The organism is Microcoleus sp. B13-B6, assembly GCF_036705405.1.
Classification (GTDB): Bacteria; Cyanobacteriota; Cyanobacteriia; order Cyanobacteriales; family Microcoleaceae; genus Microcoleus.
Genome location: NZ_JAUBUJ010000034.1, coordinates 52,285 through 74,002, shown reverse-complemented (window position 1 = coordinate 74,002; position 21,718 = coordinate 52,285). Strand labels below are relative to the sequence as shown.

The 21,718-nt window shown below is 45.5% G+C and carries 15 protein-coding genes and 1 tRNA gene; 6 read left to right on the top strand and 10 right to left on the bottom strand.

From position 1 onward, the window contains the following. Positions 1–103: 103 nt before the first annotated feature. The 7 genes from QUB35_RS17290 to gshA all read right to left on the bottom strand — a co-directional run bounded on the left by QUB35_RS17290 (position 104) and on the right by gshA (position 11,017). Positions 104–4,153 carry a hypothetical protein gene (locus tag QUB35_RS17290; protein ID WP_333143023.1) on the bottom strand — a complete coding sequence of 1,350 codons (4,050 nt, stop codon included), beginning with the start codon at positions 4,151–4,153 and terminating at the stop codon, positions 104–106. A gap of 214 nt (positions 4,154–4,367) precedes the next feature. Next, positions 4,368–4,907 carry a redoxin domain-containing protein gene (locus tag QUB35_RS17285; RefSeq protein WP_333143022.1) on the bottom strand — a complete coding sequence of 180 codons (540 nt, stop codon included), beginning with the start codon at positions 4,905–4,907 and terminating at the stop codon, positions 4,368–4,370. A gap of 112 nt (positions 4,908–5,019) precedes the next feature. Beyond that, positions 5,020–5,619: a peroxiredoxin gene (locus QUB35_RS17280; protein WP_015178160.1), complete on the bottom strand. Its 600-nt coding sequence runs from the start codon at positions 5,617–5,619 to the stop codon at positions 5,020–5,022. A 126-nt stretch (positions 5,620–5,745) separates the two neighbouring features. Then, positions 5,746–5,818, bottom strand: a tRNA-Met gene (locus QUB35_RS17275). A gap of 138 nt (positions 5,819–5,956) precedes the next feature. Then, entirely contained in the window at positions 5,957–8,431 is a 2,475-nt protein-coding gene (locus QUB35_RS17270; RefSeq protein WP_333143021.1) for a peptidoglycan DD-metalloendopeptidase family protein, read from the bottom strand. A 581-nt stretch (positions 8,432–9,012) separates the two neighbouring features. Continuing rightward, positions 9,013–9,474, bottom strand: coding sequence for a tRNA (cytidine(34)-2'-O)-methyltransferase (locus tag QUB35_RS17265; RefSeq protein ID WP_333143020.1), 462 nt, complete (start codon positions 9,472–9,474; stop codon positions 9,013–9,015). A 391-nt stretch (positions 9,475–9,865) separates the two neighbouring features. Continuing rightward, a complete protein-coding gene (gene gshA, locus QUB35_RS17260) occupies positions 9,866–11,017 on the bottom strand; it encodes a glutamate--cysteine ligase (protein ID WP_333143019.1) in 1,152 nt (383 codons plus the stop codon). A 419-nt stretch (positions 11,018–11,436) separates the two neighbouring features. Here gshA and QUB35_RS17255 point away from each other — a divergent pair, with 419 nt between their 5' ends. Further along, the gene (locus QUB35_RS17255; RefSeq protein WP_333143018.1) at positions 11,437–12,480 is read left to right on the top strand and encodes an AI-2E family transporter; all 1,044 of its coding nucleotides are present in this window, start codon (positions 11,437–11,439) and stop codon (positions 12,478–12,480) included. Between the two features lie 156 nt (positions 12,481–12,636). Here QUB35_RS17255 and QUB35_RS17250 read toward each other — a convergent pair whose 3' ends face one another. Beyond that, on the bottom strand, positions 12,637–13,452 hold the full coding sequence (locus tag QUB35_RS17250; RefSeq protein WP_333143017.1) for a cobyrinic acid a,c-diamide synthase: 816 nt from the start codon (positions 13,450–13,452) through the stop codon (positions 12,637–12,639). A 449-nt stretch (positions 13,453–13,901) separates the two neighbouring features. On the opposite strand from QUB35_RS17250, the gene QUB35_RS17245 reads away from it, so the two are divergent. The 4 genes from QUB35_RS17245 to QUB35_RS17230 all read left to right on the top strand — a co-directional run bounded on the left by QUB35_RS17245 (position 13,902) and on the right by QUB35_RS17230 (position 19,195). Beyond that, the gene (locus QUB35_RS17245; RefSeq protein WP_333143016.1) at positions 13,902–14,114 is read left to right on the top strand and encodes a Mo-dependent nitrogenase C-terminal domain-containing protein; all 213 of its coding nucleotides are present in this window, start codon (positions 13,902–13,904) and stop codon (positions 14,112–14,114) included. Between the two features lie 330 nt (positions 14,115–14,444). Beyond that, positions 14,445–15,308 carry an Npun_R2479 family HD domain-containing metalloprotein gene (locus tag QUB35_RS17240; protein ID WP_333143015.1) on the top strand — a complete coding sequence of 288 codons (864 nt, stop codon included), beginning with the start codon at positions 14,445–14,447 and terminating at the stop codon, positions 15,306–15,308. Between the two features lie 752 nt (positions 15,309–16,060). Beyond that, a complete protein-coding gene (locus tag QUB35_RS17235; protein WP_333143014.1) occupies positions 16,061–16,978 on the top strand; it encodes an Rpn family recombination-promoting nuclease/putative transposase in 918 nt (305 codons plus the stop codon). Between the two features lie 288 nt (positions 16,979–17,266). Further along, positions 17,267–19,195, top strand: a complete 1,929-nt coding sequence (locus tag QUB35_RS17230; RefSeq protein WP_333143013.1) for an alpha-amylase family glycosyl hydrolase — start codon at positions 17,267–17,269, stop codon at positions 19,193–19,195. A gap of 359 nt (positions 19,196–19,554) precedes the next feature. On the opposite strand, the gene QUB35_RS17225 is transcribed toward QUB35_RS17230, so the two are convergent. Both QUB35_RS17225 and QUB35_RS17220 read right to left on the bottom strand, forming a co-directional pair. After that, complete coding sequence (locus QUB35_RS17225; protein WP_333143012.1) at positions 19,555–19,686, bottom strand: hypothetical protein; 132 nt, start codon at positions 19,684–19,686, stop codon at positions 19,555–19,557. Positions 19,687–19,713: 27 nt separating this feature from the next. Beyond that, positions 19,714–19,848 (bottom strand): hypothetical protein, encoded by a 135-nt coding sequence (locus tag QUB35_RS17220; protein WP_333143011.1) that lies wholly within the window; start codon positions 19,846–19,848, stop codon positions 19,714–19,716. A gap of 398 nt (positions 19,849–20,246) precedes the next feature. On the opposite strand from QUB35_RS17220, the gene QUB35_RS17215 reads away from it, so the two are divergent. Next, the gene (locus QUB35_RS17215; protein ID WP_333143010.1) at positions 20,247–21,635 is read left to right on the top strand and encodes a transposase; all 1,389 of its coding nucleotides are present in this window, start codon (positions 20,247–20,249) and stop codon (positions 21,633–21,635) included. Positions 21,636–21,718: the final 83 nt, after the last annotated feature.

Here is a 21,718-nt window from a genome sequence, read left to right as displayed (position 1 = left end):
GGTTCTTGTGGGATGGGCGCCCCGCCCGACCAGAATGGGGGGGCGGGACGCCCATCCCACAAACTTGTGTAAATTATTTAATTCGCGATCCTTATCGCTGAATCTAATCCCACGATTGTAATTGCACAACCCAATGCTGCACGAAAGCAGAAATGCGATCGCGCCGAGTTTCAAAAGTAGCAGCAATCCAGATAAACACAATCCCAAAAGCCAAACCAATCGCCCATTTAATCAGCGGATAATCGAATATCAGAACCACCAACTGATAGAAAACATTGATTAAAAATACAGCCGTTCCCACAAACAAAAACGCCCGAACTCGCAACCCCAAACCCGCTGCAATAGCCGCCAAACTAAAAGCCCCCGCAACTAAACCGTGGCTTTGCTGAGTCAAAAGAGGCATCCCGCAAATCAGCGCAGTTGCGAGCATTCGCAGAGTGTGGCGCAGCGGTTTTTCTGCTGGTAATTTGAGAGTGCCATCGAACTGAGCAATGTAAAGTAAAGAAAGTCCTAAAGGAGTAACATAAAACTCTGGCTGAGTCAATCCTATTTGCCAGAACCACCGCAGCATTATCCAGTCAATTATCGCCACACTCACATAGGTAAAACGGGCTTCCTCCCTTTCCCAAGCCAGGAAAAAATAGAAGGTAGCAGCTATCAGCAAGCTAATCGGATAAAACTTAGCCGGACTTTCCAAAATAGTAACTATTGGAATCAGCGAAGCAATTACCTGCCAAGGTTTTTTTGACCAACCCCAGTTGTCCCAAGGCAAAATGTAAATGAAATAGGCAAATAGAGAAGCGAGGGCAACTTTCCAAGGCCCCAGCGGCCCGGAAATATACTTAACTAAAGGCGTATTGATCCAATAAAGCCGGAGGCCAAAGGCTTCTACCCAGCCCAAGTAAATCCAAATTTCTGCCCATTGGCGATCGAGATTATTTCGCCCTTGCAAGAAAGCATATTGAACTAATAAAGCACCAGTGACTAATCCTAAAGTTAAGCCGGATTTAATATCATTCACAGAAGCCCAAATCAGCAGCAAACTGCTCAAAACCCAGTGCAGGTGAGCAAATATTTTTAACTCTGCATTAGTTAAATGTAAATAATTGCTGAGCCAAGGAGATAAAATGCGATAGATATATGTTAAAGTTGTGCCGAGAGTTGCCAGGACAATTAAGCCATCTCCAAGAGTTCCTCCTGGTGTTTGAAAAAGTCTATAGAGTAGCGATTCGTAAGCAGCAACGGAGACGCCAATTAATCCCAAATAAACCAAAGGTTTGAATTCTGGTTCCCGCCTACCAATGCCGATCGCAATTAAAGACGCACCCAACACAGTTAAACCAGTCCAATTCGCAAAACTGTGCGATCGGAAAGTTAAACCCAATACGCCGTAAACCAAAGGTATAAAATGAATGCTAGGTAAAATTGTTCGATCGCGGTGGCGGCGCCGCCACACATCACCCAATAATTGAGTAAACAATCCGAGAGCGATATTAGCAACTGCCAAATTAATCGTAGTGCGATCAACAAAACTCAAACCCACTGCTGTCAATAACTCCAAACTCCAAGCCAAAGCATAAATTGCCAGAGGGGAAAGTTGCCGTAAACTTCGGAAAATAATCGCAGCCATTATCACCAAAATAGCAGCCAAAACTTCAGTAGAGGGCGGGAAAGTCAAGCTACTGGCTGCGTAGAGTTCATAGGAATAAAAAGTAATAGTTGTTAACAGCAAGCTTGCCAGTAAGATTGCCCATCCATCTAAAGCTCGATCGTAAATTTCAGCTAATTGAGAAGACTCAGGTAAACGGCTGGAAAAACGAACAATCATGCTGCGAAGCAACCACAGAGACAAAAGAGCGATCGCCCCGGCAATTGCCCAACCCCAACCCGACACAAAACCTAATTGATCGATCGCCGCAGCTACGAAACTCAAGCCAAATCCAACTCCAATTCCCGCCGCTGGTAACTCGACTAAATAGTAAGTATTAACCAACATTAATCCGGCGGCAAAACCCAAACCAATTAATCGATATCCCGGAAAAGTAAAAATTATAAATTGTGCAAATATTAAGGCGATCGTACTAAAGGTACTGGCAACTTGTTTGTGAGGAACCTCAGTAGATTTAGCAACAGCAGTCAAAGCCAAAGGAGTCGCCAGCCAGAGCAAACTCCACTGAGGGCGATCAGTGGCCGTACCCGCAATCACATAATTTTGCAACAAGACAAAGCTAAATCCTGCTAATACTAAGCCCAGATACCAGGAACTTTGGAACCATGCAGGATGCCAGCGAAAAAATGCAGAGTTTTCTCGGAAACTTGCCGCTTTCATCACGACAAAAAATACCCATTCACTCGCCATGAATATTAATAATATTGCCGACCAAATATTGGGTGTCTGGTTTGGGAAAAATAAGTCAATTGCCGATGCGATCGCGCCTAAACCCATAATGTGAGTTAGGGGAACCAAAATTGCCGGATTTCCCTGTTGTTCAGCCGCAGAAGCTGGCATCGAAACTCGCCGGGAATTATCGGGAATTACGTATTTCCAAGTGATCCAACCTAAAATTAAAGTAGAGACTAATAAATTGAGCGATCGCCAAAACGGATTGACAAAACTAATAACAGTTAAAACACTCCCCAAACCGAGAGCAACCTTTTCGCCAAAACTCGCAAGTTGAAACTTTCGCTTGCGGTAGAGCCACTGCGCTGCACTTACCATTAAAATTAAATAAGGCAACAGCAGAACACCCCAAAAAGCCCAAGGAGTTTCCTGAGAGTTTGTAAGCTGAGTTAAAAATGCGGCAACTTGTGTTTTAATCCCTAAAGGAAGCACTCGCCAAAACAGCCAAATACTCTGAAGTCCCACCGCCTCCAGCATTACCAAATCAAACTCTTGCCAAAACCGCACTAAACGGTTATAAAAAAACCAAACAGCCAATCCGCTAACTGCGATCGCCTGTAGCGGAATGTCGCGAAAACAAACCAGGTATCCCAAACCCAACAAACCCATTCCCGCTAATTGCCATTTAAAAAAGTTGCTGGGATTTGGCTGGTCGGATATATTGTTTTCAATAGTCCCAGATTGCCGGGGTTGCTGCCAATCCAGCCATGCTAAAAGCACGCCACAAATCGCCAAAGCTAAACCCATTTCAGCGATATTTACATCGTTGACAAATATCGCTCGACCCAGTAAAATTCCTAACGAATAAGCTACTAAAGCCGCTTTTTTGTAAGTCAGAAAATCTCTACTCAAACTGAAAGCAGCGGGGAATGTTTCAGTATTTCCCCCACGTTGGATAGATTGCAATCGTTGTTGCTGAACTTGATAAACTGTAGTAGCAGCAGTTCCCACTGTACCCACATAAACCGCAGTAAGGGAAAAGCCTGCCAATGCCCACCAAGAGTGCAAATAACTCAATCCCAAGTGATTTAGGGCGATCGATCGAGCGATGTTTGTTCCTGAAAAGCTTTGATATTGATATTTGATAATCCGGGCAGTTATCCAAGTCAAAATAAGTGCCGCTGCGATTGCTACCGCCCAATCCCAAGGATACCGCCACAATCCAAAAGTATCCATCGCCCAAAAATTGATCGGCACTAGCAACAGCGTCACTTCTTGCAAAGTTTGAGCAGTCAAGTGCAAATTCTGCTGTCTGTTTGCCCAACTGCTAATTGCCCAAAAGGTTAAAGTATAAGCTAACAAAACTCCATATTGTCCGGCGGCAGGAAATCTTTCCCACTGACTGGCAGCTAAGACTCCAGAGGAGACAACTACCATGAACACTCCTAAAAACAACAGCCACACCACGCTAATTTCTGCCATTAGTGAGTGCAAAATTTGAGCGATAAAATTAGGGGTTTGAGTAGTTTCTGTGGGCCTAGCAACGCTTTCTCGGCTGCTAGGTACTGCTTTTTGCGTTGATAAGGCAGGTACTTTTTGCTCGGCAATAGGATCTCGCGGGTTTTCAATTTCAGAAAAATCTACAGCGGGATCTCTGAGTGGGCAGACTAAATACTGTCGGCACAATTCCTCAACCTCAGCGGGCGAAAGTAAACCTAGCCGCAGCCACGCATCTAAACCTGTCAACAACTCAGGATGCGACGCTAAGACGCTCAATTCAATTTTGCTCGATCGACCTTTGGGAGACGACATTGGCTTAAACTTGTACTAGCTACCTTCAAGCTATAGCCTAGATTAATGTCGAGCTAATTTGACAACATTCCGCCATCGAAAGTGGCACAATAAGTATTTATAACTAAAGAACTGTCGCAGCCAGTGTCAACCGGTGAAAAAATCCCGCTGATGGGCCTAAAGCAGCGTGCCTCAGCGGTGAAAAACTCCAAATTAGGACACAGCAGCGGTTTCCTTACCGATCGACATATTGCAGCAAAGTGTCTACACTAGCATTGTGGTCTATGAAAGAAAACAAATGTTTGAAGAGGAGTTTTCCATCTGCATCCAAAACAAACTGAGCAGGCAAAGGAGCACCTAAAGCCTGACCGACTTGATAAGCCCGAAAAACTTGACAGCCTGGATCAGAAAGCAGAGGCATTTTCAAGCCTAAATCTCTAACCACTATTTGGCTTTGGCGATCGTCGGTACTGGCAACCATCAATAATTCTATATTGCGATCGGCAAATTTTTCCCAGTTTTCATTCAAAGCTTTAATGTGAGGAAAACAGAAAGGGCAATATTGCTTTTCTGTAAAAATCCGCGTAAAAGCCAGAACTACCGGCTTATCGCCCCGATAATTCGACAGCCGCACCAATTTGCCATTATTAATATCCGGCAATTCAAAATCTGGCGTCATCTGTCCCAGCTTCAAAACATTACTCGCCGGAACAGGCAATAAATTTTGGAAAAACCGCTCATTTAACAAGCCGCTAAAATTAGTAGAAGTCAGCATATTTCCTAATTGGGTAATTGCTAATTGCTAATTGGTAATTAAAAATCCGCTTAAATAAATGCCTCTGCGGGTACGGACACGGCAGCGCCGTGTCCCTACAAATATAATCGGCTTAAACCGCAGCAAAGAATACCTTAGACTTGACAGGATCGGGAGTCATGGTCTTGTCACCGGGCTGCCAGCCGGCGGGACAAACTTCATCGGGGTGAGACTGGACGTGTTGGATAGCTTGCAGAGTTCGGAGAGTTTCGTCCACATTGCGGCCGAAGGCAAGATTGTTGATAGTAGAGTGTTGGATGATGCCTTCTTTGTCGATGATGAACAGACCTCTGAGGGCAATGCCTGCTTCTGGGTCGAGGACGTTGTAGGCCGAACTAATTGTTTTTTTGAGGTCAGCAACTAAGGGATAGTTGAGGTCGCCAACACCGCCAGATTTGCGGTCTGTTTGTATCCAAGCGAGGTGAGAGAATTCACTGTCAACGGATACGCCGAGGATTTCGGTATCGATTTTCTTGAAGTCCTCGAAGCGATCGCTAAATGCTGTAATCTCAGTTGGGCACACAAAGGTGAAGTCCAAGGGGTAGAAGAACAGGACTACATACTTTTTGCCTTTATAGTCGGACAGTTTAACTGTCTTGAATTCCTGATCCACTACGGCTGTCGCTGCGAAATCGGGTGCAGCTTGACCAACCCGGAGGCATTCACTGGTCATAGATTTTGTTTCCTTTTTTACGAACTGTTACAAATATATCATACTCATAACGACTACAAGTATCTTCTCGATCGATCAAAAAAATACGCTCTCAAATTTGAGAGCGCAGTTTTTTTGATTAAATAATGGCTCAGGCGGGATTTGAACCTGCGACCTTGGGCTTATGAGTCCCCTGCGCTAACCACTGCGCCACTGAGCCAAATCTACTTCACGATTTACTATCGTAGCACGGTAGGGCTAGCTATGTCTTGTTTTCAAACAACACTATTTCTAATGACTTGACGTAAAAGTTATGAGTTTTGGTAATCATTCAAAACCCATAACTTCCGACCTGTCGTTACCGAGAAGCGCTGGACGCATCGTCGGGCAGTAAAGCCATTGGGTTGATAGCACCCTGTCCGGGGGGATGAATTTCAAAGTGCAAGTGCGGCCCGGTACTGAAGCCAGTGCTGCCCATTTCTGAAATCTGTTCCCCTTGAGCGACTCTCTGACCCTTTTGCACCAAAATTCGGCTGTTGTGGGCATAGACAGTCTCAGTGCCGTCAGGATGGGTAATTTCCACCAGATACCCGTAGCCGCCGTCGTTCCACTGAGCATAGGTAACCACCCCGTCTGATGCTGCCACAATTGGCGTGCCGATCGGCCCTGCAATATCAATTCCCCTGTGCATCCGTCCCCAGCGCCAACCGTAGCCAGAAGTCAGAACGCCCTTAGACGGCCAAATAAACCCGTTAGCCGACTGTTGTTTGCCGTTAGGCAGATAAGTATCAGGGCTCGAAAGCGGAGGCAGTTCTGGAGAAACCATGCGTCCCAAAGACGGGTTGCTCAGGGGGTCGTAACCCTCGGCTCCCAAAGGAGCAGTTGCCACTACCGGCTGTTCCAGAGTGCTTTTTGGCGTCAGGTTGATCGGTTGCAGTTCCGCTGCGCGAGCGGGGTCTAAACGCTCTTGCTGCTGCTTCTGAACCTGCTGGGACCAGGCTCTCGATGGCGGTCTGCTGATTTCATTCTGCACCGCCTCAGCATAGTCGGGGGTGTAGAGATATGGATTGACACTTGGCATATCCTCAGACGGGTTGACCGAGGGCCCGTCATTTGGAGCCAGGGACACCGCATTGGCGCCGATCGAATTGCGCGAGGCACGATATTCCTCTCGCAGCCTGACAACTTCTGCCCTCAAGCGTTCGGAATAAGGGTTGAGAGCTTCGGCGGTGGGGAGAGCCTCCGAATTCGACTCTGGTAAAGCGCTAGTTCGATCGGCATTTGAACCCTGGGCGCTAGTATTTGCCACGAAGCCGATCGGCTGCGGGTATTCTCCCGTAGCGATGGCGGTAGCCGTTGCACTGGCTGGCAAGGGCAGGGAACTGGTGTCAACTGCACCTGTAAATGTTGGTTCGCCTTGAAGATCCAGCTTCCGTGGATCGCTAATGGTTTGGGAAACTTGAGCCAGCGGAATGCTGTTAATTTGGGGAACCATCGGCGCTGAAATATTGTTCAGACCTTCCAGGTTCTCCAGGGGAGAAACAACAGGCACTTTGGGCGCGGGGGCTGCAACGCCAGCACCGGCTATTTCCGAGGTAGACGAGCTGGGGTTCAAAGATGCGGGAACCGAACTCGCCGCCCAGACAGATGTAGAGTTGGAGGCCGAATAAGAGGCTGCCGCCTGCACCCCTGGATTTTTCAACCCCACTTGGGGAATTTTGAGCCGTTGATTGACATTCAGCAAGTTGGGGTTGCCGAGCTTGTTGACGGAGATCAGATCTTTGGGCGATACGCCGTGACCTTTGGCGATCGCATCTACCGTATCTCCCGGACGCACGCTGTAGAGAACCTCAGCCGGCCAGGCGGTACTTCCTGCAGGGGGGACTAGCACAGCCGAGGGCAAACTGGGTGTTGCCAAAGACTGTTCAATTGACTCGAATGCTCGATCGGGCGATGCTGCTTGACCTCCCCCGGAATTGGGAAGTACATGTGTGGCATCGAGGTCAGGAATAGTTGTCCCAGTTGCATATCCGGGGGAGGTCAGCGTCGGTGCTGACTCCGGCAAAAATGCCGCAGGTGTAGATAAATTTGCTCCCCCCTCCGACCCGAACATCGTTCGACCCGATTCTGTGGTGCGGTTTTCCTGTTTTTTCAAACTGTCGATCGCCCCGTCTGCATTCGGGATGTCGATCGAACTTTGTTCCGGTACCATCGTGACCCGCGGGGTCGCTGCGGTTGATGGCAGCGCTGTCATTGCTGCACTATCAAATGGCTCGGAGCCAGTCAGATTTAACTCTTGTTCGGGATTGACCGTCGCTGCGCGATCTAGCGAAGCCGATGTGCTATAGCCGGCGTTCTGTTGTGGTGTGGCTTCCGTCGCAGTCGGAATTCTGAGCTGTTGGCCAACTTGGAGTATGGTATCGGGTTTGATGTCGTTGGCCGTTGCTAGTACCAACGGTTCAACTTGATAATCCCGAGAAAGCTCCCAAAGGCTTTGCCCCTCCTGCACCTTAACCGTCGCCGGCTCAGAAGGTGATCCGGGCTGTTCGGCCCTGGAACCGTCAACTTGTGCGGACGTAGCGGGCCCGTTGGCCGATACTGGCTGTACTTCAGCGGTGGATTCCGATGTCGGTGCGAGTTCAGACGCGCGAGCGCTGTCTCCATTTCTCGGTAACAGGATGCCAGAAGCACCTACCGATATTGCCAGCCCGATCGTGGCGAGAGAGCGAACTCTGCCTGTGCTGAGCGTTGTCTGTTTGGATGGTTCCGCAGAACCGTCTCTGTCGATTTCACTAGCCTGAACAGGCTTAATTTGGGGATATGTTCGTTTCAAAAAAACGACCTCCTACTGAGAAGCGCTAACTGTCCTTGGAAACACTCAAGGGGATCGCATGACGCTGAATTTAAATCAACAAGCAAAAATATTCTGATTGTTGACAGCTATCATGCTTAGGCCAGATTACCTTGCTTTTTTAATTTAGACAAGCTCAAACCGTCAGAAATTTTAAAATTCTCGGTCAAACCTGCTGCAATTAACCCCAAAAGCCTTACACCGCAAGAGCTGGAACGAATACATAAAATCTTCATTCCCGTAAGGCTCTGAACTCTTACCTATTATCCGACTTTAGGCTAATTTCCGGACAGGCTACAACCGTATATTTACTAGATATAGTGTTCAGACCTAAGCTGGTGCTCGCTGACGCCCTAAATCGCTAAAATTATTTATTTTTGTTGCTGAATCCTCTTGTAGTCATTTGGTGTTGCTGATAACAATCTGTTTTTGAATGAATAAAATATATTAATGTCGGCTATCTAGATTTTCACCCCTTTGATACAAATTTCTTATATTTAAATGGAGATTTGGCCGCCTCCGGCAGCTATTAAATCTCTATATATTTATGTGTTGATAATGATTTATCCCAGCTCGCCCAACTGTCGTTTAGCCTCAAATAAACCCACAGCGGCGCTGACGGAGAGGTTCAAACTCCTGACTCCAGGCTGGCTCATCGGAATAAAAACTGTGGCGTCGCAGGCATCCAAGACGAATTGGGGAATGCCTACAGTTTCCGAGCCAAACATCAGCCAGTCGCTGGGCTGAAATTGGAATTGCGCGTAATTGCATCGCCCGCCAGTGCTGAATCCGATCGCTCGTCCCCCGCGCTGCTGCCGACAAGCCAGAAAAGCCGCTAAGTCTTCGTGGCAGTGGAGATTGACGTAGGGCCAGTAATCTAAGCCTGCCCGTTTCAGGTAGCGATCGCTAATTTCAAACCCCAGCGGGCCAACTAAATGCAGTTCCGTGCCTGTGGCAGCGCAAGTGCGGGCGATATTGCCAGTATTCGGGGGGATTTGCGGGTGAATCAAGACAAGTTGGGGCATGAAGCTAATTAAAAGCGAAAAATACAGCTCTTGGGAAATTTATAAAACTACCCACAGGTAGATATACCTTATAGCTTTTATTTATAACCTTTGTCGAGCTCCATTGATTAAATATTCTGATTGGTTTTTGGGAGGTGCTCTGCAACTTTTGACAATTCCCGCATCCAGGATACCCGCCACGTGATTCATTCCGAAAGCAGACTCAGGACCCAGAAACAAAAAACCTGTATCCGATGAAACTTGCCGAACGTATTTATCTCGCGCAAGTCAATCTAAAATCTAAAATCTAAAATCTAAAATCGATTGACCGGGAGGTTCGGGCTATTTGTATTGGCTGAGTACGCATAGCCAGGGGCTAGTGAAAGCCCCCGTTATAATAACCGCCGATACTTCAGGCAACTAACTGGGCGCACAAGTTATCTTCTAGCTCCCATTCTTGGTGAGCCATCCCCTGAATCCCTTGCAGAATAATACTGCGGGTGTCCGAACCGCCCTCGTGTAGCTTTAACCACTGCTGGGCCGTGTTGCCTTCCCGGAGAATCTTTTTCAGTGGCGATAGAAAGCAACTAAAGCCGCGTTTTTTGGCTATAGGCCACACTTCGCGGTAAATTTCCTCAATCCAATCTCGTGCCAGAATAGTTCTGCCGTCTTGCCAGTGGGTAAGTTCGGCATCCAAACTTTGCCGGGATGCAGCAATTTCGTTGGCGTCTGTGAGGGCAACTAAGTCTTCGTTGCGGGTGGCCGCCGACAAGGTGCTGAGTTCTAAAGGGTCTAAGCTGGGGTCTTCCATCATCTGCCAAATGCGAGCTTCTAGCAAGGCAGTGATGGCTAACAAAGCCAGAGGATTGACCTCGAGGTCGCAAATTCTCAGCTCGAGGCGGTTGAGACAGTAGGGGCGACGATCGCCATTTGGTCGCACTGCAGACCACAAATGGCGGACGTTTTGCATAGTACCGAGTTCTAGCTGTTCTTCAGTCCACTGAATGTAATGCTTGTGACTTTCAAACAGGGGGACGATGGCGGGAGTTTTGGGAAACAAACCCCACCGAGTGGAATGATAGCCCGTGACTTCGCCGTCGAGGAAGGGGGAAGAGGCGCTCAAGGCAAGGTATAGCGGTGCTTCGACGCGGGCGAGGCGGATGGCGCGCATCAGCATTTCTGGTTGGGAGATGCCGATGTTGATGTGAATGCTGGCGGTGACGACTTTTGTGCCGTAGGTTTGCTCGATGTAGGTGTGGTAGGGGTTGTTGGGATCGGATCTGTAAAATCGATCGCTCCCTCCGAGAGACAAGGTACTTCCCGGCAGCAAGGTATAGTCGCCCAATTGTTTGAGATACTCGCGCAGCCGGACTCGCGGCTTGACTAAGGCGCACAGCAGGCGATCGTAGCTGCATAGCGGGGCGGTCGTGTACTCCACATTGCGGCTATCAGGCTCCCGCACAAATCCCTCTAGATCGGCAACTATGCGATCGGAGAGACCGACAACCTCACCTTCGGGAGTGCCGGTATACATTTCTACTTCAAAGCCTTTTGATAGCAGCACGTTTGTTCCTCAGCTAAGTTGAGTGCTAGTTTCTAGTATCCCAAAAATTGACCTGTTCATACTATATTCCACGGGGCAGAGTTGAAATTTTGCGCGACTGGCACTGAAACCGTGTTTTTCGGCCCCCGCTTTGTTTGAGCGTTGGTTTCCTAGTTGGGGGCCTGCCAGGACAAATACTCCCCTGGCAAAGAGTTTCCGAGGCGGTTTTAGAGTCATAAAGGCTGTTTGTTCGATCGCGCGCGGGCGTGTTTTATTCGGTATTGGGGGCGATCGAACTTATGGTGAATAGAACCCACCCCAGCCTCAGTTCGACATCTGTTTTCTGCCTTGAGAGGGATAGCCGCAGATATATCTTGGGTGCGATTCTAAAAGAGGGCTCTGCAATATTTTTGAGCTATTATTAACCCCTAAAAATCCCTGTGAAAGAGCAAGAAAGAACCCCTCCCAATTTTTGGAATATGCTAAGCAATTTAGCCTTAGTCCGGTTTTTGCTTTTATTTGCTTCTGGTTGGGCTGGACTGCAACTTTTAGCTTACTTTGAAACAGCAGTCGCGGTTTTCACTATTGCGGCACTCGTGGCTTTTTTGCTTAACTATCCGGTGCGAACTCTCCAGAGATTTTTACCGCGAAGTTTAGCTGTCGCCTTCGTTGTCTTGCTCACCATTTTAGTTTTTGGCGGTCTCACCGTCACCGTAGGCGTCACTCTTTTATCTCAAGGGCAGCAATTAATTGACAGCATGACTGAATTTGTGAATGCTCTGGCGCCTCTGTCCGAGCGCATCGAAGCATTCCTGCGGGCGAGAAACCTGCAAGTTAACCTGCGAGTTATTGAGGAACAACTGCGAAATCAAGCTTTGGCTGGAGTTGTATCGAGTATTGCTTTTTTACAAGTATTTTTAACCAACTTATTAAATTTAATATTAATTATGGTAGTGGCTTCTTTCATGTTACTTGATGGAGAGAGGCTGTGGCTGTTAGTTCTCAAATTTATACCTCGACACCTGCATAGGCGTTTAAGTGTAACAATAGAAAAAAACTTTTTAGGATTTTTTCAGGCGCAAATCCTGTTAATGTTATTTTTGACAACAGCAAGTTTTTTGATTTTTCTGCTGTTAGATGTGAAATTTCCCTTGATTTTAGCCTTTATTATCGGATTGTTTGATTTAGTTCCAGGGATCGGAGCGACGCTGGGGATTAGCTTAGTTTGTTTTATTGTATTGTCTCAAAATGTGTGGCTAGCTTTAAAAGTATTGGCAGCTTGCATTGTTTTGCAGCAAGTTCAAGACAACTTTATTCATCCGAGACTCATGCAAAATTCTCTTAACCTCAATCCGGTAGTGGTATTTTTTGCACTGTTAGTCGGAGCAAGATCAGCAGGACTTTTAGGCATATTTCTCGCTATTCCGCTAGCGGGAGTGATAGTTAGCTGGTTTGACATTGAAGAAATGCAAGCGGAAGGTTAATTGATGGAGCCATCCCATTTTATATCTAATCAGGCTGACAAATTCAGTTTTAACTTCCCGACGAGAAGTCCCCTGATTCAAAAAGTCTCCTGGGCCCAAAGCGCAACTAAAAGTAAAGAGAAAAAAGCAACTTAGGATACACCTTACTGCGTAAAGTTAATGAATAAATTGCAAGTCAGTAGGAAATCTTTCTTCTTCTGGTTCTGGATCATAAATGTAATCGCAGTCAAAACGCAAAGCTTGAGAGTGGCGGCTGATAGAAAATCCGCAATTACTCACCATTTCTGTAGTAAAAGTTGCCATGACTAACTCAATGAGCTTTCTGTAGGAAATGTTAGGCAGTTGAACGTAATAGGTGCGTCTGGCAAAAAAGATTCTCTCATCTTTCGGGAGAATTATGCCATTAATTCTGTGTGCGTGTTGAATCGGCTTGATATAGGTTTCAATAAACTGCGACTGATTTTTTTGGAGTCTCGCTAATCTTTCGTGTTGCAACCAGCTCATTTGAAACACAATTTTAATAAATTCAAAGCCCAAAATGTAGTTAAAAACATTATTGCGTTCTTCTGTACTCAAGACGAAGCGGAGGGCCGATTCTAAATATTGGTCAGTTTCTCGCCGCGATTGTTGAGCTGAGTGGATATAAAATTGTTTGATGTAGCTTCTTAAATCTGATTCGTTTAATTGTTTTTTGACTCGAAATCTGATTAAATACTCTTTGACTCGGTGTAGAGTATCTACATCTTCAAACATTTTTGAGACTAAACCGTCGGCTGTATAATCATCTAAAAATTCTGCTTGCAAGTCGGGAGTAGATGCACACAATATGTAGCAGAGGGACAAGACATAGCGCCGTTGGTTCCAAGGCAAGCTTTGGGCCCAATCTTTAACTTCTACAGGGAGTTTTTGGAACACGGTATCAGTGTGGGAGAGTTGAGCAAGGTCGGCATATTTATGTTTTTGTTTAATCATTGCCTGAAACCTTATATTAGTAAGTATACAGAGTAATAGATCGCAGAGGATGGGAGGGGGAAGCTGCGACGGAGGGTTGCAAGTTGTTCTGTCTTATTTTCTTGCCATCTATCTAAATATACATTCTGTAGGGAACATGGGGCGTGATCTGTCTCACACTTGAGCGAGTTTTAAATCACAAATGCTAGCTCTTCGCATCACATTTGGAGGCTCCGAGTGCCACGGATAAAACTTCTTCACGTCACCGACGCAACAGTGGGTTTCGTTGAGGATTAAGTCGGGTGATTCATCAGTTTTTGTTAGCAATGATTACTGAGATCAATCATGAACTTGACTACAAGTATTTTCCCGGAAAATCAGTGCAAAGACTTAACTTTTTGCAATGCTATCGTGCAACCAGTACGACAGTGGCTCGATAGCATTGCAGTGGGGGAGCCATCAGTAACTCAGTGGTGTGCCAACTTATACTCGCCCGATGTTGTTGGGAGAGAGATATTCAGTTATGGGGACACCATCTTTTCTACATACCGCCTATGTACAAGCTTAATCCTGTGTATGAGGAATTCATGGGGTTACGCTTTCGCTCGCTCTCATTTTTGGGCGGGGTCAGCCAAAACAGATACAAGTTTCCCACAAGAGTAGTGAGCAACCCAAAATTTTAGAGCCTAGTTCCAAATCCCAGATGTATCTGTGGAGTATATCTAAAATCTAAAATCGACTGAGGTATGCGGCGAAAATGTAACCCTGCACTACTGATTGAGGGGTGTCATACCTCGATCGCCCATTGATATCAATTATTTATGGGGTCTATCGATCTGGTAGTTGCGAGAGCCATAATTTAAGCCATAATTGTTGATAATATCAATGGATGCCTCTCGATAGGAGTGGGTATCCATCGTGGCGCTTCAGCCAAAAATAACATCAAACGGTAGCAGCAAAAACAATAACTATAAAAATAATTTAATAATCTAGGTGGGATGAGGGAAGTCAATATGTTTAACGCAACTGAACTGCTTATTAAGGCTTTTGTCAATCGGCTGATTGAAGGCTACCGCCACACTTACGGCGGGTTTAAATCTGACTATGGCGAGATTATTGCTTGGGTGGCGAGTATGGCTTTAGAAAATATTGCTAATAGCGATGCTCTTTACCATAATGTCGAACACACTATTTTAGTAACATTGGTGGGACAAGCAATTCTGGGGGGGAAGCACATCCGCGAAGGGGGTGTTTCCTGCGAAGATTGGTTGCACTTCCACATTGCTTTGCTATGTCACGATATCGGGTATGTTAAAGGTGTTTGCCGACAAGATAGAACAGATTTAGGACTGTATGCGACGGGAATAGGTGACATGAAATTAACGCTGCCTCCGGGGGCCACGGATGCTAGTTTGATGCTTTATCATGTCGATCGCGGAAAAATGTTTATTGACGAGCGTTTTGGCGGGCACAAACTGATTGACGCTGAGCTGGTTAAGCATAATATTGAGCTGACTCGTTTCCCAGTTCCTACAGATGAAGATTATCAAGATACTGTAAATTATCCGGGTTTAGTTCGGGCTGCTGATTTAATTGGTCAGTTGAGCGATCCGCGATATTTGCAAAAGATTGCGGCGCTGTTTTACGAGTTTGAGGAGACTGGGCAAAATCGGGTTTTGGGCTATCAGAATCCGGGGGAGTTGCGGGATGGTTATCCGAAGTTTTATTGGAATGTGGTTCATCGGTATGTGAAGGATGCGATCGGCTATTTGGAACTGACGCAGCAGGGAAAACAAGTTGTTGCTAATTTGAGCGCGAATGTTTTTCGGGTGGAGCATTCTCAGGTTCCCAAGTCGGCGGTGGCTGTAGTTAGGTAGGGTTTGTTTGGGTGGATGTCGGGCGATCGTTCTTTTTTGGGATAAGTAAGTCGCTCTAATTAAAAGTAAAACGCTCTTCTTTTATATCGCCGCAGCACTTAAAGAAGTCGTGGTTCTGGATATTCTTTTTTTTTAGCTGGGCTTGCTTAAATCTGATCTTCACCCTGCAAATATACTTACACAGGCTCAAAAGCCTCTCATCACAAAGGTTTCAATTGTTAAGTAAAAAATTGTGTACCCATGTAGATGATTGATATCTGTTTGCGATCGGCAATTATATTGAATATACAACAATTGAGGGCGATCGCCTGCGTCAGCTATTGCTGATCAATGGGTACAGATTTTCAGAGCAACAGTTGCATCCTTTGTAGAGTAAGAGTTTTAGGACTGTTAGTACATTTGTATGGGCGAAGTCCAGTTTAATCGGATCGCTGAATGTCTGCACATCGCAGGAAGAGTCGCCTGAGTTTTTGCGGGGAAAGCGGCAGGCGAAAATGGAGGCTATCCAACGCTTGCAAGCAATAGGATTGAGCGATGAGCAAATCGCGCAATGTTTGGATCTGACGCTAGAAGAGATTCGACAAGTCGATTTGACAGAATAGAAGATAGAGCAAGCGCTAATGGCTGATGGACTTCATTATCGATCTGCTCAAGCTTGGATAGAGCATCCGATATCTAGTTTTGGTAACTCGCCCAATCCATTTTCCCACTGGGTTAAAATAATAGGTAAGTCATTTTAAAAGAGATTGGTCATGACATTCATTAACCCCAAAACCGATTTTGCCTTCAAAAAAATATTCGGTTCCAACGAAAGCAAACCAATTTTAATCAGCTTTCTCAATGCCATGATTTATGATGGCAACCCCACCATCGCCGACCTAGAAATTATCGACCCGTATTTAGCATCGAGAGTTCCGTATCTCAAAGACTCTTACCTGGATGTCAAAGCCAGGCTTGCAGGAGGCGCAACTGTAATTATCGAAATGCAAGTTTTAAATGTAGAATCTTTTGCGAAACGGGTGGTTTACAATACTGCGAAAACTTACTCGACACAACTGATTCGCGGTGAAGGTTACTTTAAGTTAAAACCTGTAATTGCTTTGACAATTACTGATTTTGAAATGTTTGACAATGACGGAGAAGTAATTTCTCACTTTGTGTTCAAGGAGAAAAAGCGTTTATTTGATTATGTCGATCCAGAGATTGAACTGATCTTTATCGAATTGCCCAAATTCAATAAACAATTGGATGAGTTAGAAACTTTGACTGACAAGTGGATTTATTTTATGAAAAATGCTCCCAGCTTGGAAATAGTGCCGTCAACAATGGAAACAGTATCGGAAATACAGCAAGCCTTTGCGATTGCCAATGAAACTAATTTGAATCCAGAGGAGTTGGCAGATTTAGAAGAACGTGAAATGTTTATTCTCGATCAGCAGGGTGTCTTGCTCAAGGGAATTGAAAAAGGCATTGCACAAGGCAGAGAACAAGGCATCGCAGAAGGCAGAGAAGAAGGCAGAGAAGAAGGCAGAGAAGAAGGGCTCGCACTAGGAATGCGAGAAAAAGCTCTGGAAATTGCTAGGCAACTTCTCAATGTCCTTGACAATCAAACCATTAGTCAAACTACTGGTTTGAGCGTTGAAGATATCCAAAACTTGCGGGAGGAATAGAAGGAAGGGAAAAAGTGCGATCGCACGATTAGTAAACCTTTTCTCGCTACTAGGCTCAGCCTGGTAGCGTAGGTTTTTGAGGTTCTGCCTCTTGGATTGAGAATGACGCTAAATATTAACTCTCATCCACTTAATGCTCAAGGATGAGTCTGCCCTCTGTCTAAAGGAAGATTTCATTAAACGAGTAAATTCCGTATGATGCTGTAAAAGTCAGTCAGAGGGGAAAGCTATCTCCGACTCTAGCTCCGCATAACTGACAAATCTTACTATAATCAAAAAATACATCTCATGACATCAGTCACTCCCAATCAAACTTCGTCTCAATACGAAGTTACAGAATCAGAAGAAAAAATTGAGTCTCTGGTAGCAGAAGTTAAGCCAGAAAGCGAAATCGATTTAGAATTCCTCTACACCAGAGACATTGAATTCCGACAAGAAACAATTTATTTCATTGTAGTCGATCGCTTTTACGACGGCGACCCCGAAAATAACGAAGGCCCAAACCCAGAACTTTACGATCCAGAAGGGAAAGATTGGGGCAAATATTGGGGCGGCGACTTGCAGGGAGTTATCGACAAACTCGATTACTTAAAAGATATGGGAGTTACCGCCGTTTGGCTGACTCCACTGTTCGAGCAAGTTGAAGCATTATTTGTCGAACAAGCTGCAATTCACGGCTACTGGACTAAAGATTTCAAGCGACTAAATCCCCGCTTTATTGCCACAGGCGACAATCCTTCTATTAACCAAACACAAGAAAGTAAAGATACGGTATTTGACAAATTAGTACACGAGTTGCACCAGCGAAACATGAAACTCGTGCTCGATATTGTCTGCAATCATAGCAACCCTGATTTTAGCGGGAAAAAAGGAGAACTCTACGACGACGGCGTAAAAATAGCTGACTTTAACGACGATGAAGATAACTGGTATCACCACTACGGCGAAGTCAAAAACTGGGAAGATGAATGGCAAGTCCAAAACTGCGAACTGTCGGGTTTAGCAACTTTCAACGAAAACAATATTGCCTACCGCAATTACATTAAGTCAGCAATTAAACAATGGCTGGACAGAGGTGTTGATGCTTTGCGGGTTGATACAGTCAAGCATATGCCTATTTGGTTTTGGCAGGAATTTAATGCTGACATTTTAACACACAGACCTGATGTTTTCATTTTTGGCGAATGGATTTACAGCGACCCTAGAAACGATCGTTCTGTGGAATTTGTCAACGAGTCGGGGATGACTATTTTAGATTTTGGTCTGTGCGTGGCAATTCGAGAAGTATTGGGGAAGGGTGCGGAGGCGGGATTTAAGTTAGTCCAAGATGTCCTGAATTTGGATCACCGCTACTACGGGGCGACGGAGTTGATTACTTTTATTGACAACCACGATATGCCGAGGTTTCAGTCGTTGAATCCCGATCCAGAAATGCTGCTGTTGGCGATAGGTTTAATTATGACGACTCGCGGCATTCCCTGCATTTATTACGGCACCGAACAGTATCTGCACGATGATACAGATGGGGGAAATGACCCCTACAACCGCCCGATGATGGAAAAGTGGGATAGTGATTCGCCGATTTACCGAGCTGTGCGTTTGCTGTCGGGATTGCGGCGGCTGAATCCAGCTATTTCGATGGGGAGTCAGTGGCAAAAATATCTAACTCCTGATGTTTATTGTTACGTGCGCCGCTATCGCGATTCCGTGGTGTTTGTAGCGATGAATCGTGGCAATTCTGTTACAACAATTGAAGAGGTTGATACTGAGCTGCCTGATGGAGAGCATACGGAGGTTTTATCGCGCCGCAAGTTTGAAGTTAAAGATGGGATGCTGTACAACTTAGAGTTGGGTTCGCGGGAAGTAATGATTTTTAGCCGCGTCGGAGAGCGAGTTAAGGCAAAAACTATTGTGCGCGCGCAACTTAACAGCGTTAGAACTCAGCCTGGGGAAAGAATTGTGGTGATTGGAGATTGTCCTGAACTGGGGAATTGGGATATTAGTAAGGGTTTCCCGTTGGAGTATATCAATACTAATACTTGGTTTGGGGAAATTCCTTTTAATGAAAGTGCCGGGAAGTTGATTTCTTATAAGTATGCGCTGCTACGGGAAGGACTCTCGCCGCTGCGAGAAAATCTGGTTTGTCGCCGCTGGGTTTTAGTTTCGGAAGGGACGGTGAAATGGCGGGATAAGTGGGCGAGTGGACGGGAGTCTTAATAGTTTTGATTTCGGAGTTTTGGGTGAAACCGTTTTAGGCACAGAAACCGGGTTTGATGAAAGAAAATACTTCCTTAAGGCTTTCGATTATCTTTTTGAAACCCGGTTTATTTACTAGGTACGTAACGGCTGTGAGATTTAATTAGGAACTGCAACTCATAATTCATTACTTTTTAAATATGACTTAGGTAATAAATAGTGGGGCTTTTTATCTATATCAGTAAGGTGTGCATTGTGCATCCTGCGGACGTTATTTATGGTGCGCCGAGGCGCACCCTACAGTTTTATTAAAGCGATCGCAACTTGTGGGCTAAAACATCGACATAACGTTCGCTACTGTGCGGGTTCACAACCATTTCTTAGCCCCGCTGCGCTTGAGATTCAGCTTCTTGAGGATTTTTTAGCAAAGGGACGATCGCCTCGCGCAAACCTGCTGCATCTGGCACATTTACCACTTTAGCAATATCCGGGGCCGCTAAATAATCGACCATACCTTGAGTCCGAGTAATGACAACGGGTCACTTGCAAGCCATTGCTTCCAGTAAAGCCGTACCTCCAGCAGCATATTTATTGTCCATCAAACAAACTGCAATTACGTCTGCATCGCGGTAAAGCTGCACTAAATCTGGCCATTCATAGAATTTGCGCGACATATTTTCTGGCATAGTATCGGGGAAAGCTTGCGATAAAGCCTTAGCATCTTTAGAAAAACCGCTAATTTTTACCGAAAACGCTGCTGATGGTTAGGAAACCGCGTTGATCGACACCTGCGCGCAAATCCTGTACGAATCAAAAACAGTGACACACGCCGATCGATTGCAAGGACTTAACTACCAGCCGAGAAGTCCCTCGGTATATTTAGAGGGGATTAATCTGAGCGCTGCGCGAAGTACCCCGTTGGGAATTACCGCAGGGATGTCCAGAAGCGTCGGGTGTAGGTACGGAAACCGACAATTAGACATTGCGAGTACCTTTAACTTTGATGTACTTTCTAAACATTAAATCAAAAGAAATGGTACATTAAGGTAGGTCGAAAAAAAGAAGTTAAAAAATGCAACTCACGTACAAATACCGCCTCAAACCCACGAAAGCCCAACTAACAACTATTGTGGCTCATTTAGAACTCTGCCGTCGGCAGTACAACTACCGACTCGGCGAAAGATTTAGGTGGTGGGAAGCCACGAGAACACCTATCAACGCCTGTCCCTTGATTGTTTCGATAGTCCCGATTGAGGAAATTTATCAAAATATTCCCTTGACTAGAGTGCAAACCAGGGACGGCAGAAAAAAGGATGAGTCAGGCAATCCTTTGACCAGGAAAGGTGATGTTTTCTCAAACATTGAAGGCGGATATGTACAGTGGCAGACAATACAACTGGCTGATCTGAAAAACACTAAAAAGCTATTTCCTGATTACAAAGTGCTGGATTCTCAGGTTTTGCAAGATGTCGTCAACAGAGTTGAAACTTCCTTTTCAAATTTCACCACCCCCGACAAAAACGGCACTCGTCGAGGGAGGCCCAGATTCAAAGAGCTTCACTACTACAAATCTTTCACTTATCCTCAATTAGACAACTTAGATATTGTCAAGGACGAGCAAGATAGGATTTGTATTAGCCTCGCCAAAATAGGTCAAGTGCCTATGGTTTTCCACCGTCCAATACCAACAAACTTCAAAGTTAAGACGGGCACAGTTATCAAAGAAGCGGATGGGTGGTATATTTCCCTGACGCTAGAAGATAAAAGGGTTCCCGTAACGGTTGCAGAAATTCAACCGACGGTCGAAAATACTATTGGTATCGACTTGGGAGTCACTAATTACGTTTATCTTTCCAGTGGCAAAAGGGTAGAAAATCCTAGATTCTTGAGGAAGTCGGCCCAGAAATTAGCAAGACTTCAAGCGAAGTTAGCTAATAGAGTTAAGGGTTCTAAGCCTTGGAAAGTTATCAAGGACAAGATTTCCAAACTCCATCAGTTTGTAGCGAGAGCTAGATTAGATTTTCAATTCAAAACTGCACATGAGCTATTCGGTAAATGTGATGTTTTAGTTGTTGAAGATTTGAGCGTCAAAAATCTGACTAGACGTGCCAAGCCCAAGACTGGTATTGAGAATGGTAATTTGGTTTATTTACCGAACAGCCAGTCAGCAAAAAGTGGCTTGAATAAATCCATTCTTGATGCGGCTCATGGACAATTCGCCAGCGTTCTCAAATATGTTGCTTGGAAGTTAGGTAAAACTGTTCTATTTGTTGACCCCAAAGGAACTTATCAACATTGCTGGAACTGCCTCAAAAAAGTGCCGAAAGAATTATCAGAGCGGTGGCATTGTTGTCAGTGTGGAGAATCCTTGGAGCGAGATAAAAATTCAGCCAAACTCATAAAGAAGATTGGATTGAGTTACGAAAGTGGCGGGGGAACTCCGTCACTCAAAAAAGCATGAGAAAAAAAAGGAAAAAGAAGCCTGCGGTCTAACGGTACTCCGTTGACCGTCAGGTTCGTTCACGCTTTTATGCTGAAGTTAGC

Bases quoted from the DNA above. Each gene is read 5' to 3' on its own strand.
- QUB35_RS17290 (WP_333143023.1), bottom strand. From the start codon at position 4,153: ATGTCGTCTCCCAAAGGTCGATCGAGCAAAATTGAATTGAGCGTCTTA.
- QUB35_RS17285 (WP_333143022.1), bottom strand. From the start codon at position 4,907: ATGCTGACTTCTACTAATTTTAGCGGCTTGTTAAATGAGCGGTTTTTC.
- QUB35_RS17280 (WP_015178160.1), bottom strand. From the start codon at position 5,619: ATGACCAGTGAATGCCTCCGGGTTGGTCAAGCTGCACCCGATTTCGCA.
- QUB35_RS17265 (WP_333143020.1), bottom strand. From the start codon at position 9,474: ATGCCCCAACTTGTCTTGATTCACCCGCAAATCCCCCCGAATACTGGC.
- QUB35_RS17250 (WP_333143017.1), bottom strand. From the start codon at position 13,452: ATGATTAAACAAAAACATAAATATGCCGACCTTGCTCAACTCTCCCAC.
- QUB35_RS17240 (WP_333143015.1), top strand. From the start codon at position 14,445: ATGTTTAACGCAACTGAACTGCTTATTAAGGCTTTTGTCAATCGGCTG.
- QUB35_RS17235 (WP_333143014.1), top strand. From the start codon at position 16,061: ATGACATTCATTAACCCCAAAACCGATTTTGCCTTCAAAAAAATATTC.
- QUB35_RS17230 (WP_333143013.1), top strand. From the start codon at position 17,267: ATGACATCAGTCACTCCCAATCAAACTTCGTCTCAATACGAAGTTACA.
- QUB35_RS17225 (WP_333143012.1), bottom strand. From the start codon at position 19,686: ATGGTCGATTATTTAGCGGCCCCGGATATTGCTAAAGTGGTAAATGTG.
- QUB35_RS17220 (WP_333143011.1), bottom strand. From the start codon at position 19,848: ATGTCGCGCAAATTCTATGAATGGCCAGATTTAGTGCAGCTTTACCGC.
- QUB35_RS17215 (WP_333143010.1), top strand. From the start codon at position 20,247: ATGCAACTCACGTACAAATACCGCCTCAAACCCACGAAAGCCCAACTA.